General features: G+C 44.1%; 11 protein-coding genes. 2 read left to right on the plus strand and 9 right to left on the minus strand.

What is annotated here, in order from left to right; genetic code table 11:
- The first annotated feature begins 2 nt into the window (after window positions 1-2).
- Window positions 3-650, plus strand: a complete 648-nt coding sequence (locus JJQ88_RS14895) for a Vat family streptogramin A O-acetyltransferase (protein ID WP_210366838.1) — start codon at window positions 3-5, stop codon at window positions 648-650.
- 631 nt (window positions 651-1,281) lie between these two features.
- Here the strand turns inward: JJQ88_RS14895 and JJQ88_RS14900 are convergent.
- The 5 genes from JJQ88_RS14900 to parE all read right to left on the minus strand — a co-directional run bounded on the left by JJQ88_RS14900 (window position 1,282) and on the right by parE (window position 8,723).
- On the minus strand, window positions 1,282-1,767 hold the full coding sequence (locus tag JJQ88_RS14900; RefSeq protein WP_210366839.1) for a staygreen family protein: 486 nt from the start codon (window positions 1,765-1,767) through the stop codon (window positions 1,282-1,284).
- An 81-nt stretch (window positions 1,768-1,848) separates the two neighbouring features.
- Window positions 1,849-2,616 carry a hypothetical protein gene (locus tag JJQ88_RS14905; protein WP_210366840.1) on the minus strand — a complete coding sequence of 256 codons (768 nt, stop codon included), beginning with the start codon at window positions 2,614-2,616 and terminating at the stop codon, window positions 1,849-1,851.
- A gap of 93 nt (window positions 2,617-2,709) precedes the next feature.
- Window positions 2,710-4,152, minus strand: a complete 1,443-nt coding sequence (locus JJQ88_RS14910; RefSeq protein ID WP_210366841.1) for an alanine/glycine:cation symporter family protein — start codon at window positions 4,150-4,152, stop codon at window positions 2,710-2,712.
- Window positions 4,153-4,302: 150 nt separating this feature from the next.
- Window positions 4,303-6,741 carry a DNA topoisomerase IV subunit A gene (gene parC / locus JJQ88_RS14915; RefSeq protein ID WP_210366842.1) on the minus strand — a complete coding sequence of 813 codons (2,439 nt, stop codon included), beginning with the start codon at window positions 6,739-6,741 and terminating at the stop codon, window positions 4,303-4,305.
- Window positions 6,738-8,723 carry a DNA topoisomerase IV subunit B gene (gene parE / locus JJQ88_RS14920; RefSeq protein ID WP_210366843.1) on the minus strand — a complete coding sequence of 662 codons (1,986 nt, stop codon included), beginning with the start codon at window positions 8,721-8,723 and terminating at the stop codon, window positions 6,738-6,740. The genes parC and parE overlap by 4 nt, the downstream gene beginning before the upstream one ends.
- Before the next feature lie 318 nt (window positions 8,724-9,041).
- Here parE and JJQ88_RS14925 point away from each other — a divergent pair, with 318 nt between their 5' ends.
- The gene (locus JJQ88_RS14925) at window positions 9,042-10,451 is read left to right on the plus strand and encodes a S8 family peptidase (protein WP_210366844.1); all 1,410 of its coding nucleotides are present in this window, start codon (window positions 9,042-9,044) and stop codon (window positions 10,449-10,451) included.
- Between the two features lie 37 nt (window positions 10,452-10,488).
- Here JJQ88_RS14925 and helD read toward each other — a convergent pair whose 3' ends face one another.
- The 4 genes from helD to JJQ88_RS14945 form a co-directional block, all read right to left on the minus strand.
- Entirely contained in the window at window positions 10,489-12,813 is a 2,325-nt protein-coding gene (helD, locus tag JJQ88_RS14930) for an RNA polymerase recycling motor HelD (RefSeq protein ID WP_210366845.1), read from the minus strand.
- A gap of 294 nt (window positions 12,814-13,107) precedes the next feature.
- Window positions 13,108-14,244 (minus strand): glycerate kinase, encoded by a 1,137-nt coding sequence (locus JJQ88_RS14935; protein WP_210366846.1) that lies wholly within the window; start codon window positions 14,242-14,244, stop codon window positions 13,108-13,110.
- Window positions 14,245-14,262: 18 nt separating this feature from the next.
- A complete protein-coding gene (locus tag JJQ88_RS14940; protein WP_210366847.1) occupies window positions 14,263-15,528 on the minus strand; it encodes a GntP family permease in 1,266 nt (421 codons plus the stop codon).
- Window positions 15,529-15,816: 288 nt separating this feature from the next.
- Entirely contained in the window at window positions 15,817-16,230 is a 414-nt protein-coding gene (locus JJQ88_RS14945) for a CoA-binding protein (RefSeq protein ID WP_210366848.1), read from the minus strand.
- Between the last annotated feature and the right edge of the window lie 19 nt (window positions 16,231-16,249).

A 16,249-nucleotide genomic window follows, 5' to 3' on the forward strand; every position in this document is an offset into this window, starting at 1 on the left:
TTATGGAATCTAAAAGACTATTGGGACCTAACCCAGATATCATTTATCCAATTTCAGGTAATAATGGGGTCCAATTTATTAAACCATCATTGACAAAAACCAATATTGAAGTTGGAGATTTTTCTTATTATGACAGTAATCAAGGAGAATCTTTTGAAGAACAAGTTCTTTATCACTATGAATTTTTTGGGGACAAATTGGTAATTGGAAAGTTTTGTTCAATTGGACCGGGTACTACATTTATTATGAATGGAGCTAACCATCGAATGGATGGATCTACATATCCTTTTAATATTTTTGGAAATGGATGGGAGAATTATACACCAACATTAGAAAATCTGCCGTTCAAAGGAGATACAGAGATTGGAAACGACGTATGGATTGGCAGGGATGTAACAATCATGCCTGGAGTAAAAATAGGCGATGGTGCAATAGTGGCAGCAGAATCTGTTGTCACCAAAAATGTTGATCCTTACACCATTGTTGGTGGAAATCCTTCAAAACTAATAAAAAAGAGATTTTCTGATGATGTAATCGAGGACTGGATCAAACTTCAATGGTGGAATCAAGATATAAACTTGATAAACGAAAATCTTGATTACATTGTAAATGGTGATTTGGATAATTTAAAAAGTAACTTAAATAAATAAAATTTAAGCTATAGTTAAAAGCATGAATAGAATAAGTGGAAATTATTTATCCTGAATTAATTAGTATAGACTTTTTTGACCCCAAAAAATATAGAAGAAGATGTTGTAGACTTTTTGTCTTATTAGTATAGACTTTCTTGTCTTTGAACAAACTTGGTGAAAGGGGAAGCTCTTCATTCAAGAATGAATTATTTCTAGTTAACATAACATAAATTCTCGGAAGTAAAAAATACAATGATTATTCCTGTCTCAATAATTAAGTATACTCAAGTTAGTGAGACAGAATAAAAGATTTCCGTAATATTTTTTAATTTTGAACTAGTACTTGGTTTTAATTAATCTTTAAACTGGTTTAATTCATCTACTCCATTAACTTCGGATTCTAGATCAACGGGTTCACATTTTCTATTTCAATTAAATGAATTTGAACGAATCATTCAAATTCTGTCATTTTTGAACGACTAAGAATGACGCTTTTTATTTATTATTGATGTGCTGGTTGTCATCTTGATTACAAATTTTTGGTTTTTAGGTTTACATAATAAGATTATGTTCACTTCCTTCTCTGAAGTCCCGTGCCTGACGTGCAATTTATTTTTTGAAATATTTTGTTCTAAATAAAAAACACAGGTTATCCCTGTGTTTGGACCGTTTTCGTTGCTATATTCAAGTAGTTTCTTGGCGTTCCGTAATATATAGTTTCATTGAATTCTGGAAAAACTGATTGGAACTGTATATAAATTGGTGCATCAAGCAGCCACGGGTAATTGGTGAACAGACTTTTATCCCCATAAATCAAAGCTGTCAGCGCCAGGTCCATTTCCTTTTTGAAAATCAAATGCCTAATTTTTGACATATTAAGGTCATATTCTCCATTACTGATGTGCGCCTTTCCATACAGCAAGTACTCCCCTTCCCTAGTCGTCCACTCTGCCAGCACTTCATCCCGAATTAAAAAGTTGATGGCATTATCATCAAATGCTGCACCGATGCTTAAAAATAGTTCGCCGGTCTGGTCGGAATGAGTCAGGGTGTATTTCCTCCGATCCACGGGCTCGAATGGAGTTGCTGGAGGTATGAGTTTGACTGCCAGTTTTTCAGGTTTGAATTTATTCATATAAGAAGGCTCCTTCCGGTAAAAAAGAATCCTTATGCTTAGGATAGCCTATGCAATTGATGCCTGATCCGTTACAAATGCCTATTTTCCGTGTAACTTGAGGCTCTTCACCTTCGTATTCACCAGGGTCCACTTGCTATTTTCATAAATCCATGTGGATTCAACTAAAGCTATTCCGTCTGCATTAAATACTCCGCTGACCCGTTGGCTGCCAGTCAAACCCAATCCTTTGCCTTTTATTTTAATTGGCTTTAATGCAGCATATGGCTGGATAATCAGTTCTGTCGGCTCATTCAAATTGCCGTCCTGGTAAAGACCAAGATGGTCGTAATCCATTTTCCTTTCGCTCAAGTTAAATGTGTAAGACTGGCCAGTTTCCTCTATTGAGATGGATGCCCTATAGCCGTCAAGGAATTGGCTGCTGATGGACAGTGGTTCTGGCACAGGCAAGTCCACTACATTGGAATTCTTCAATGTATAGAGGTGGAAATTGGATAATCCTCCGCTTTCACCAGTGAGAATACTGACGAAAATATCTTTGACTCCGTCACGGTTCAAATCCTGATAGTCTGCTTCCGGCTCATAACCACCTTCCAGTTCGATTTTATTGGTTTGTCCATTTTGAGACTTTACTTCAATCGAAATCGACTTTGAAAAAGGGACGCCTTCTTTTAAATGATTAGCTTTTAAATACACGGTATCCTTTTTCCTGTCCCCGGTAACATCGACTCTTTTCTCTGAAATAATAGCGGAGGGGCTGCGGTTCGATTCATCCGCATAGGCGCCAGTCAACGCAGTAAGTGACATAAAAAAGAAAGCAGTAAATGTTAGCAAGATTTCCCCTTTCATCTGCATCCTCCTCATTCTTTGTATTGATAACATGTCCAAATATGGAAAAATGATGCATAAAAAACCCTCTAAGAAATCTCAGAGGGTTTTTTATCAAAGCTTATTTTGCTGTTCTGCTTCTTTCCTTGATTCCCACGATTCAATACCCGTAAGTCCAGGAATTGAATCGGAATAGAAAACAGGATCCTTCCCTTCCCTTCGCTGGCTGCGATAATCCTTCAGCGCAGCCATGGCAATCCTTCCTAGCATAGCGATTGCTGCAAGGTTGATCAAAGCCATGATGCCCATGAACAAATCAGCAAGGTTCCAAACTACTGCCAAATCGACAAGTGATCCAAATAAAACCATTCCAAGAACGGCTATCCTGTAAATAAAGATGGTTATCGGACTTTCTCTAATGAACTCGATGTTCGTCTCTCCGTAATAGTAATTGCCTATAATCGAAGTGAAAGCAAACAGGAAAATCGCTCCGCCAATAAACGTCGGCGCCCATGCACCTACGTGCTCCTGTAGCGCCATTTGCGTCAGCTGTATGCCGTCCAGGTTCGGATCGGTATAAGTGCCGGACAGGATAATGATAAAGGCAGTTGCCGAACAAATCAAAATTGTATCCGTGAAAACCCCAAGTGTCTGGATCAACCCTTGTTTGACAGGGTGTGATACCGCCGCAGTTGCTGCGGCATTTGGTGCGCTTCCCATTCCTGCTTCGTTCGAGAATAAACCTCGTTTAATCCCCATCATGACAGCCGCACCCATCCCGCCGCCTGCCACTTCCTGAAACCCGAAGGCGTTCTTTATAATCAAAGTGATCATTTCAGGAATTTCGCTGATATTCAGAAAAACGATGACGAGGGCAAGGATCAGGTAGAGGATTGCCATGATTGGTACGATGATTTGAGAAACATGGGCAATCCTTTTGATTCCTCCAAAAATAATGACAGCAGTCATGGCGGCGAGTATGATGCCAATCCAGAATCGATCCATGCCAAACGCTTCATTGAAGGCAATTGATATCGTATTTGATTGGACAGAGTTGAAAACCAGCCCGAAACAGAAAGTAATGATGACCGCAAACAAAATGCCCATCCACCGCTTGTTCAGGCCGCGTTCCATATAATAGGCTGGACCACCGCGGAATTCATCCTTATCTTTAATCTTGTAAATTTGGGCCAGCGTGCTTTCGATGAAGCTTGACGCCGCGCCGATGAAGCCAATAAGCCACATCCAAAAAACTGCCCCAGGCCCTCCGGATGCAATGGCGGTGGCAACACCAGCAAGGTTGCCGGTGCCTACACGGGAAGCAAGGCTTACGGTAAAAGCCTGGAATGAAGAAATTCCGCGTTTCCCTTCTGCCGAAACAGTTGCTTTATCTCCCAGGATCCGGATCATTTCACCGAAATATCGGAACTGGACAAATCTTGTCCTTAAGGAAAAGTATGTACCAAGTACAATCAGGACTGCTATTAAAATATAAGTCCAGACGAAGTCATTTAATACTGTAATGATGTTATTGAAAGTATCCAAAAATGTCTGCATAAAAAACTCCTTCTCTTGTTGTAAATATATACGTTCGCGGGCAGCCTCTACCTGGAAATTCCCTGACAGGAAATGAAGAGGAAAGCTATCTATTCATTTACCCTATCCGAAAACAAAAAAACACAGGTGGACCCGTGTTTTTTTGTCAAATCATTCCGGTGTTTCCATTGCTTGCTCGCTTTTCCACACTTCCGAGATTTTTCCTGTCTCGCTTTCGTCCACAAGGAAAGAACCGTTTGAATAACGATCATTGTATCGAAGCTGAGACACTTTAACGGAAACAACCTGCTGTTTCTTTGTCTGGATGAATACTTCATCAAGGTTATTAACTGCTTCAACTCCCACTATCCTGTGGGGATTGGATTTCAGCTCCCTTAACATGACCACGCCACGCTTGGCCCGGGTAGACTTTTCAAATTCTGAGAGTTTCATTTTCTTGATGGCACCCCGCTGTGTGGCAATGAAAATCAATGGGTCGCTACCTTGCTCGATCACCTTCCCGCCTACGACAAAATCCCCTTCTTTCAGATTCATCCCTTTCACCCCGGCAGCTCTGATCCCGATTGGGCTGATTTCTTCTTCACTGAACCATAGGGCGTAACCAAGATGGGAGGAAAGGAAAAGATCATTTGTGCCATCTGTAAGGTGGACATCGACTACAATGTCATCACCTTTTAGGTTGATGGCAGAAAGCGGTTTGGAATAACGCTGGGCTTTATAAAGTTTCAATTCCGATTTCTTGACCATTCCGTTCTTGGTGATGAACAGAAGGTATAATTCTTGCTCGAAATTAGTAATCGGCACCGCCTTGATGATTTCTTCATCCCTGTCGATTGGTACAATGTTAGCCACGTGCTGTCCGAGGTCTTTCCAGCGGATATCCGGAAGCTCGTGGACAGGCAGGTACAGATAGTTGCCTTTGCTTGTGAACAGGAGGAGGACATCCTTCGTATTCATGCTGAGTTGCGACATGAGCCTATCTGTATCTTTCATGGCGAAGTCCTGTCCGTTTGAGGCTGCGAATGAACGCTGGCTTGTCCGTTTCACGTACCCGCCTTTTGTAACTGTAACGATGACATCCTCGCTTGCGATCAGCACTTCGAGATTGATTTTGATTTCCTCGATTTCTGCTTCAATGACGGTTCTCCGGTCATCCGCGAATCGTTTTTTAATATCCTTCAGTTCTTTCTTGATGACAGATAAAAGCTTTTTTTCACTGCTTAAGATTGCTGTCAGTTCCTCTACCTTTTTTGATAATTCCTCTGCCTCGGCTTTCAATGCCGTGATATCTGTATTTGTAAGACGATATAGCTGCAAGGAAACGATTGCTTCAGCTTGGATTTCGGTAAATTTGAATTTCTTGATCAAATTATCTTTCGCGTCCCGTTTATCCTTGGAAGCCCGAATAGCAGCAATGACTTCATCAAGGATGGAAAGGGCCCTCATCAAACCTTCTACGATATGCTGCCTTTCCCTCGCTTTTTGGAGGTCGTATCGGGAACGTTTCGTGACAACATCTTTCTGGTGGGCGATATAAGAATCAAGAAGCTCTGCAAGACCCATCAATACAGGTGTTTTCTTATTGATCGCTACCATATTGAAATTATAGGTAACTTGCAGGTCACTGTTTTTATAAAGATAGTTCAGGACACCATTCGCATCGGCTTCTTTTTTCAGCTCGATGACTATCCGCAGACCTGTGCGATCTGTTTCATCCCGTACTTCTGAAATGCCTTCCACTTTGCGATCGATCCGGAATTCATCCATACGTTTGACGAGATTCGCTTTATTGACTTCATAAGGAATCTCCGTGATAGCTATTTGCTGTCTGCCCCCGCGGATCTCCTCAATCTCCGCTTTCCCGCGGATGATAATCTTTCCTTTTCCAGTCTTGTAGGCTTTCAAAATCCCGTCTACACCCTGGATGATTCCTCCAGTCGGGAAGTCGGGGCCTTTGATCACCTTCATCAAGTCTTCAACTGTGCAGGCTGGATTGTCGATGCGCATGATAGCCCCATCGATGACTTCGGCTAAATTGTGGGGAGGGATATCAGTCGCATAGCCTGCGGATATTCCTGTAGAGCCATTCACCAGCAGGTTCGGGAATCTTGCAGGCAGGACAGTTGGTTCACTTGAAGTGTCGTCAAAATTCGGTATGAACTCGACCGTCCGTTTTTCTATGTCTCTTAGCAATTCTCCGGCAATCGCTGACAGCCTTGCCTCTGTGTAACGCATGGCTGCCGGAGGGTCGCCATCGATGCTTCCGTTATTCCCGTGCATTTCTACCAGATAGTTCCTTACTTTCCAGTCCTGGCTCATGCGAACCATTGCTTCATATACTGAAGTGTCGCCATGAGGGTGATAATTCCCGATAACGTTCCCGACAGTCTTGGCTGATTTTCTGAAGCCTTTTTCGCTTGTATTGCCTTCTACATGCATGGCATATAAAATTCTTCGTTGAACCGGCTTCAGTCCATCCCTTGCATCGGGAAGCGCACGCTCCTGGATGATATATTTACTGTAGCGGCCAAATCGGTCACCTAATACGTCTTCTAACGGAAGGTCGCGAAACTTTTCTACTGTGCTCATTCGCTGGCAACCTCCTCTGTTACTGAAATATTTTCATTTTCCAATATATTTCCATCTTCTTCAAGGCCAAATGCGACATTGGATTCGATCCATTTGCGCCGCGGCTCGACTTTATCACCCATCAGCGTCGTGACTCTTCGTTCGGCCCTTGCGGCATCATCGATACGCACCCTGATCAATGTGCGGGTCTCAGGATCCATTGTCGTTTCCCAAAGCTGGTCGGCATTCATTTCACCGAGACCCTTGTAGCGCTGGATGATATAGCCTTTCCCGACTTTTTTGATAGCTCCCTGAAGTTCCTCGTCGCTCCATGCGTATTCAATCACTTCTTTCCGGCCGGTTCCTTTGCTCACTTTATAAAGCGGTGGCAGTGCGATGAACACTTTTCCCGCCTCGACAAGCGGCTTCATGTAGCGGTAAAAGAAGGTCAGCAGCAGAACCTGAATATGGGCGCCATCCGTATCAGCATCCGTCATGATGATGACTTTGTCGTAGTTGATATCATCAATGTTGAAATCAGATCCGACCCCGGCGCCAATCGCGTGGATAATCGTGTTGATTTCTTCGTTCTTGAAAATATCCTGAAGCTTCGCCTTTTCCGTATTGATGACTTTACCGCGGAGCGGAAGCACGGCCTGGAATTTCCTGTCCCTGCCCTGCTTGGCGGAGCCGCCCGCAGAGTCACCCTCAACCAGATACAATTCATTTTTTGCAGGGTTTTTGGACTGTGCAGGTGTCAGCTTGCCCGAAAGCATCGCATCCGAACGTTTTTTCTTCTTACCGCTTCTTGCGTCCTCTCTTGCTTTCCTGGCCGCTTCGCGTGCCTGAAATGCTTTGACGGATTTCCGGATCAGCAGCGTACTGATATCCGGGTTCTCTTCAAGAAAGTAGGAGAGATGTTCCGATACGACGGCATCTACTGCAGAGCGAGCTTCGCTTGTGCCTAGCTTCCCTTTAGTCTGCCCTTCAAACTGAAGGAGCTCCTCAGGAATCCGGACCGAAACGATGCCGGCAAGGCCTTCACGAATGTCGGCACCTTCAAGGTTTTTGTCTTTATCCTTAAGAAGTCCAACTTTCCGCGCGTACTCATTGAAAACCCTCGTCATCGCTGTTTTCGCCCCGGCTTCATGGGTACCCCCATCCTTTGTCCGGACATTGTTGACGAAGGAAAGGACATTTTCTGAATAACCGTCGTTAAATTGGAAAGCGAAATCCACTTCGATGCGGCTAAAGATTCCTTCAATGCTGACAACAGGATGCAGTACATCTTTTTCTTCGTTCAAATATTCGACGAATGCCTCGACACCTGTTTCATAGTGAAACACCTCTTTTGCGCCATGGCGTTCATCGATGATTTCAATTTTTAACCCTTTCAGCAAAAATGCTGATTCGCGCAGGCGTTCGGATAGAGTATCAAAATTGTAAGTCAATGTCGAAAAAATTTGGGGATCCGGCTTAAAATGGATTGTCGTTCCTGTTTGGTTCGTTTTTCCGATTTTCTCGAGTGTTGTAACAGGCTTGCCGCCATTTTCGAACCTCTGCTCATAGATGAATCCATCTCGTTTGATGGTGACCACAAGCCATTCGGATAGGGCGTTCACGACCGAGGCACCGACCCCATGCAAGCCACCGCTTGTCTTATAGCCGCCCTGTCCAAATTTGCCCCCTGCGTGGAGGACAGTCAGGATGACTTCCGGAGTCGGCTTTCCGAGTTTATGCATGCCAGTTGGCATTCCCCGCCCTTTATCCTGGACGCTGATTGAGTTATCCTTGTGGATTTTTACAATGATCTGGTCTCCGTAGCCGCCGAGCGCCTCATCAACCGAGTTATCGACAATTTCATAGACGAGGTGATGAAGGCCCCGTGTGTCTGTACTTCCAATGTACATTCCCGGCCTTTTCCGGACAGCCTCCAGGCCTTCCAGTACCTGTATGGCATCATCGTTATAATCAAAAGCTTGCTGATTTGTTGCCACAAACATACCCCTTTCATATCTTGCAAAAAACATTGACTGTCTTTTTTTAGTGTCAATGAATTCATCACGGTTTCTCATTCGCACATGGAAAGGATCCACCTAGATTGAGAACACTTGTTCCTTTTTATTTTACCATAAGATTGGCGTCTATGCTTAATTGTAGCGATTAATTAGGATTTCGCAAACTGATTTCTAGATTTAATTGGAATTTTGTCATAAATCCACTCCCGTTTAGAGGGAGATTCCATTGATTACCGCCATTAAATTTACGATTCTGAATCCAATCTATTAACAATGAATACTTTCGATGAAGGAGCATGAAAGATGGATAAAACCAAGGTCTTGGTCACTGTGGCTTCGTTGTTGCTGTTGCTGACGCTAGCAGCTAATGGAATCGGGAATCAGGAGAGTCGGCAGGAGAACGACAGGATATCCGCTGTGAAGTCAAAAAATGGTGTTGTCTTTGATCACTCTGCCCAAAAAGCGCAAATGGTCAGGATCAACAACATCCAAAATGGCAAAGGAATCAAAAATCAGCTGGATACACAGCAGGAAATCACGCTGATCCGCCATAACAAAAGAGATACAAGCCATTACCACCACCATGAAGCTGCAGTCGATTTCATAAGGGAGCCCGAAGCTGAAGAATTGGACCAAATCATGCGCGATATTAAAGGGAGAGTCATCAAAAAGCTGAACTCCATTTATATTTTCCACTCAGAAGCAATGGAAACACCTGATATGCTAAAATATTTCAACCAGAGGACAAATATTGAATACGCCGAGCCAAATTATATTTTAATCCAAAATGAGCTGAATGTGCCGAATGACGTCCTATACTTGGAAAATTACCAATGGAACCTGCCTCTGATTGGTACAGAGCAAGGTTGGAAAATCACCCGCGGAGTTGAGGATGTCACGATTGCAGTAATCGATACGGGTGTAGACCTAGAGCATCCTGACTTGAAAAACAGGATCATGAAAGGAATCAATGTCCTTGATGAAGCTGCCGGGCCAAATGATGATAACGGCCATGGTACGCATGTGGCAGGAATCATAGCTTCTGAAACGAATAATCATGAAGGCGGAGCAGGAATGACTTGGTTCAATAAAATCATGCCAGTAAAGGCGATGGGTGCGGAAGGCTACGGCACGACATTCGACATTGCTAAAGGCATCATCTGGGCAGTCGACCACGGCGCTGATATCATTAACATGAGCCTTGGAAATTACCAGCCCTCCAGGGTACTTGAAGAGGCGGTTAAATATGCCTACGAAAAGGATGTCGTCATGGTTTCGGCAGCAGGCAATGACGGATCGGACCAGCCCACATTTCCTTCTTCCTATCCTGAAGTGTTGAGTGTTGCAGCCGTTGACTATGATGGAAAAAGAGCCAGCTTCTCCAACTTTGGAGACTATATCGATATATCTGCTCCTGGTGTCTATATTCCGAGTACCTATTTCAAGGGGGAATATGCAGCGCTTTCGGGCACCTCCATGGCGGCGCCACATGTAGCAGGATTAGCGGCATTGCTAAAATCGGCAAATCCTGATTTATCTAATAAGCAAATCATGGATATCATACAGACTACAGCTGTCGATCTCGGGGCACAGGGCAAAGATACAGACTATGGAAATGGGTTGATCGATGTCAATTCCGCTCTTCAGCATGCACAGCAGGAAACCAGCCAAAAAATGAAAAAGCCAGGCGGTCTATTCTGGCTGCTTCCATAATCAAAAAGAGCTCATCCTAAAAGGTGAGCTCTTACTTTCACTCAATGATGAATGTGTCTTTTGATACTCCTTCAAGCAAAGGACTTCCCTTTCCAGGAGAAACGATCACCAATTCATGCATGGCGCGTGTGCAGGCTGTATAAAATAACTTCCTCTCCTCAGCCTTTGTATATTGGCTTGCATCATAAATGATCACAGCATCGAATTCAATTCCTTTTGCAAGATAGGCAGGCACGATATTAATACCGCTTTCGAAAATCAATGTGCTTTTTTCAATCAGTCTTGCATCATGGAAATTCTTCAGTGAGACAAAAGCCGCTTTGCTTTCTTTAGCTGTTTTCGTGATCACTGCAATATTTTTATGTCCAGCTGATCGGAGTCTTTCGATTAAATCGTTTGTTTTCTCTAATATTGCTTTTGCTGTTTCCAATTGAACAATGACGGGTTGGGGGCCATTCCTATTAAAGGGCTCAATCAGATTGCCGTCATCAATGAGCTGACAGGTGAACTCAACAATCTGTCTCGTAGACCGGTATGTCTTTGTGAGGTTAATGATCTCCCTCTTGCCAAAATCCAATTCAGCTTCTGTAAGGGCAGAGGGCGCTGACGTAGGTCCTGAATAAATAGCCTGGTTGAGATCGCCAAGCAATGTCATCTTGCTGTATGGGAACATCATTTTGATAAAAGCAAACTGAAACGGAGTATAATCCTGAGCTTCATCGATGAATACATGGCGAATGGAAGGATTGGATTTCCTGCCTTCAATCAAGTCCTGAAGATAGAGGAACGGTGTCGCATCCTCATGCGCAATGTAGTTCGCCTTCAATTTCTTGATTGTCCTTTCTTTTTCAATCTCCCAATACTCAGGAAGGTTTGCCTGTTCCTGTTCTTCCATGAAAAAGTTGATATAGATGTTTTTGATATCAATAAATTCAAGTTTATTTACTCTAATGAAAAGACGTTTGAAGTGCTTGTTTACAATCATTTTTGCCAGCCACTTCTGTTCTCTTTCAAAGTCGTTGAATGTTTCATCAGCGTTGTTTTGTTTATTCTGGCTATGCTTGTAGGCCTCTAAATAATCCTCTTTTTCAAGGTATTGCACTTCCTTCTCAACCCATTCGCTTGATTGCTCATTCCTTGCGATCTTCTTCAGTTCTTTAAGAAGCCATTCCTTCACGAGCTGGATCCTGTTTGGCATCGAAATGTTCGGATCCAATGAACTGTAATAATCATTGATATTCTCTTTTGAAACGATGACCCGCTTTCTGAACACTATGTTTTTGAACAAAAGGCCTCCGGATGAGATTTTATTCGAAAAGCTGTCAATCAAACTTTTGAAATCAAGGCTCGATTTGAATCGAATGGCTTCCTTCCTTTGAAGTAAATTGACATCTTTTTCTGCCTCCAATAGATACTCCATCTGTTCAAATGGGCTCTCTACTTGATATCGAGGGCCAAACCTTGTTTCAAGGTATTCCTGGAAAGTGGCCTGCTGCATGTTTTCCTCCCCCAGTTCGGGAAGTACCGTAGCTACATAGCTGTTGAACAAAGGGTTTGGCGAGAATAGCATGATGTTTTCTGATTTGATGATGTTCCGGTAGTGATAAAGCAAATAGGCGACCCTTTGCATAGCAGCGGAAGTTTTTCCGCTTCCTGCTACGCCCTGGACGACGAGAAGGTCGCTCGTATCATTGCGGATAATCTGGTTCTGTTCCCTTTGGATCGTGGCGACGATGGCCTTCATTTGCGTATCTGCATTGTTTCCCAGCACTTCCTGGAGCATTTCGTCACCGATGGTCACGCCAGTATCAAACATCGCTTTTATTTTTCCGGCACGAATGACAAACTGGCGCTTTAACTCCATATTCCCAGTGATTGTTTCAGCGGTGGTTTTATATTGTGCAGGACCTGGAGAATAATCATAATATAATCCTGAAATTGGCGCCCTCCAATCATAAACCAGGAAGTTCTCTTCCTTTTCATCCATCAGTGAGGAAATGCCAAGATAAATTTGTTCTGTAGTTCTTTCCCCGTCCTCAACAAAGTCAATTCGCCCGAAATAAGGGGAGAACCGGAGTTTTGATAAAGTCTTCAATTGTTTGATCATTTGTGACTGGGAGCGTTCCCGCTCGGAAAGAAGGGCTGCTTGCTGTTTTATGCTTGTAAATGTTTCAGCGGCATCATCAGCTTCATCGAAATTGATGGTTACATCCTCCCAGAATGTCTTTCTGATCTTAAGTGCATCCGAACCTACCTTGCTGGAGGATTTTTTCCACTTATCAGCTTTTTTATCAACTTCGCGAATGACTGAATCGACCCGTGCTTGTTCCAGCTTTAAGTTTTTCTGCTGTATTTCGTTCATGAAATCACTCCCGGTCAGAGATAATATGTTTTTCTTGACTTTTACATTTCCGTGTGATAATGTTAATATAGGTTTTTCTGTACATATTTATGATTATAAAAAATCGAGCATCTATCATTTTACTATGGATAGGTTTTTTTTTCAATGAATATATGACACTAATCACCCATTGGGGTGGTTTTTTCTTGATTCCTTTCCTTCTTCCTGTTCAAATTTTAAACATCATCCGCAATTTCTCAAAGAACAGTTTGAAAAAAGCCGCATGCTGTCGTGGCAAATGCGGCTTTTTTCAAATCAACTTAGCCCGAATTTAATTAATTCGGCAATATTCCGTGATAGGCGTTCGATGAACTCCCCGGCCCTCGCAAAAGCCTCTTCAGAAGTTACAATTCCTGGGAGGATGCTGAATACTGCATCGATGCCATGATCATGGACAACATTGCTGTCAGCAGCAACATTGCCAGCGATGGCAATAACGAAAGCTCCGTGCCGTTTTGCTGCCTTAGCAACGCCGATGGGTGTCTTACCAAAAATTGTCTGTCCGTCGATTTTTCCTTCTCCTGTAATGACAATATCGGCATCCTTTAATTGCTCTTCAAGATTTGTCGCCGAAATGACAATATCTACACCCGTTTTCAATTCTGCCGACAGGAAAGCCATCAAGCCTGCTCCAAGCCCCCCAGCGGCACCTGCCCCTGCTATATTCTCGATATCCTTTGCAAGGTCTCTCAAGATGATTTTTGAAAAATGAAGCAGATTTTGATCCAATTGTTTTATTGACTCAGTGGTCGCTCCTTTTTGCGGCCCAAAGATGGCTGAAGCTCCTCTTGGCCCTGTAAGCGGATTGTCGACATCACATGCGACTTCAATTTTGATTTCAGCCAGCCGATGGTCCAGTCCGCTCACATCGATTTTCGCTAATCTGTCTAACTGGCCGCCTCCCTCTCCGATTTCATTCCCATTCTTGTCAATCAGCCTCGCCCCAAGTGCCATAGCCATCCCTGAACCGCCATCATTTGTTGCACTTCCGCCTATTCCTATGATCATGTGCCTGACACCGTAATCAAGCGCGGCAGCAATCAGTTCTCCAGTTCCCCGTGTCGTCGTAATCAACGGATTTCTTTTTTCTGCTGTGACGAGGTGTAGACCTGAAGCGGCAGCCATCTCAATCACTGCAGTTTGTTGGTCCCCTGACAGCCCGAAGAAAGCCTCCACAGGGTGGCCAAGCGGGCCGGTTACAGTCACGGGGATGAGGGTCCCGCCTGTAGCGTCGACCAATGACTGCACAGTCCCTTCGCCTCCGTCAGCCATAGGGATTTTAAAAATGGCAGCATCCGGAATGGTGTTTCTTATACCCTTTTCAATAGCATTGGCCGCCTGAAGGGCAGTCAGGCTTTCTTTGAAAGAATCAGGGGCAATAACAATTTTCATTTCAAGCTCTCCTTTCTATCAAAAGAATTTGAAGATTCCAAAGAGCAATGTTGAGACGATTGCCAGTGTTATGCCTACAGTTGTTTCATAAGGAATAAGCTTCAGCCGTTCCTTGATTTCCATATTGACGCTTCCGCCAGTAGCGTGGAAGAAGCTGCCGTGGGGCAAGTGATCGAGGACAGTCGCGCCAGCATGGACCATAGCGGCTCCTGCGAACGCAGACACACCCATTTCCAAAATCGTACTGCCGAACACCTGTGAAGCAACTGCAGTGCCGGCGGTTGTTGAAGCTGTGGCTGCTGACATGAAAATGCCTGATGCCGGTGCCAATACGAAAGCTGGAAGACCGAGTGCTTCAAGACTTTTGATGATGACATCCTTCAATCCCGAATTTGCGATGATTCCAGCTAGCGTCCCTGTACCAAGGAGCATAATTGCTACACCCGACATTTTTCCTAAGCCAGAGATGGCATATTCGTTGATGTGCCTGATGCTGCCCATTGCCAGCGCTCCAGCAATACCTCCTGCAGGAAGAGCGACCATCGGATCGATGCTGATATCGAACAATGGCCGAAGGGCAAGTAAAATAATGGTCACCAGAGGGGCGACAAGAGCGGGGAGGATAGATGGGGCCTGGCCGCTCACAGCTGTTTCGCTCTCTTCGGCGGTAACTTTCACACCTTTTTGCACCAGGGTTCTTGCAAGGAAATATGTAACGGAAAGTCCGAAAATAGCCGGAATCATCCCTGCTGCCATTACAGAGGTCAATGGGATCTGGAAAGCGTCTGCAGCAGCAATCGCGTTAGGATTTGGCGACATAATGTTTCCGGTTTTCCCTCCTCCAATCATTGCCAGCAATATAGCGGTTTTCGAAATTCCTGCTTTACTTGCAATCGCCAATGCGATTGGCGATACAGTAATGACAGCAACATCGATGAAAACCCCTGCTGTCGTCAGAATCATCGTCGCAATCGCTAGGGCAAGTAAAGCCCTTGTTTCTCCGACTTTTTTCACTATTTTTTCAGCGATGACCGCCGCCGCTCCCGATTCAATCAGGACACCAGCAAGCACACCAGCTGCAAGAATCCTCATGACAGCAGGGATGATGCTTTTGGCTCCTTCCATCATTAAAGTGACGGTGCCTGTAAGGTCTGCTCCCCCTGCCAGGCCGCCGATCAGTGCCCCAGCAATCATTCCATAGGCTGGCGACACTTTCTTCAATATAAGAAAAATAGCAACCACCAGGGCAATGATTGCGCCAAGAGCATTAACTTGGATATCCATGCGAATCGCTCCCATTCAAGTATCGTACATCCAGTGTAAACGCTATCTAGAAGATTTTCATGATTCAAACTTACGAAAAAAGCCAGAAACAGGCCACCATCTTTTATGCGTTTGCCCTATTTCAAGGTAAATTTGTTTTCGACATCGATAGACGAGATGCATTGTCGACGATGTCCCGGCAAACCGCTTATCAAGGTACCATTCTTATTCCCGTCTACACTAGATAGGTTTAAAAAGGTGGATATCCAAAAAAAAAAGCGCGGGAATCGTTCCCGCGCTCATTTTGATTCACTTGGTCAAAGCGTGTTCAACCTTTATGCATCTGTCCATGATGACTGTATAGCCTTTTTCTTTCAGGAAATCATAAGCTTCCTGGTTTTCAAGTCCAAGCTGTGCCCAAAAAATATCTGCATCAATCTCCGCGAACTCTCTGGCGATATCCGGCAAGTATTCAGACCGGCGGAAAACGTTGACGATGTCAACATGGCCATCAATTTCCTTAAGGGATTTAACAGCCTTTACGCCGAGTATCTCATCAGCTTTCGGATTGACAGGAATGATGTCATATCCGGCCGATTGCAGTGCCTGAGAGACCATGTAGGATGTTCTTTCCGGATTGTCGCTCAATCCGACGACAGCTATTCTTTTTGCCTTTTTCAGAATCTCACCGATTTCCTGGCGGCTTGGATTCACTATTGCCATATAGATCACTCCCATGAAA

The sequence above is a fragment of the Bacillus sp. REN3 genome (assembly GCF_017912555.1).
Classification (GTDB): domain Bacteria; phylum Bacillota; class Bacilli; order Bacillales; family Cytobacillaceae; genus Mesobacillus.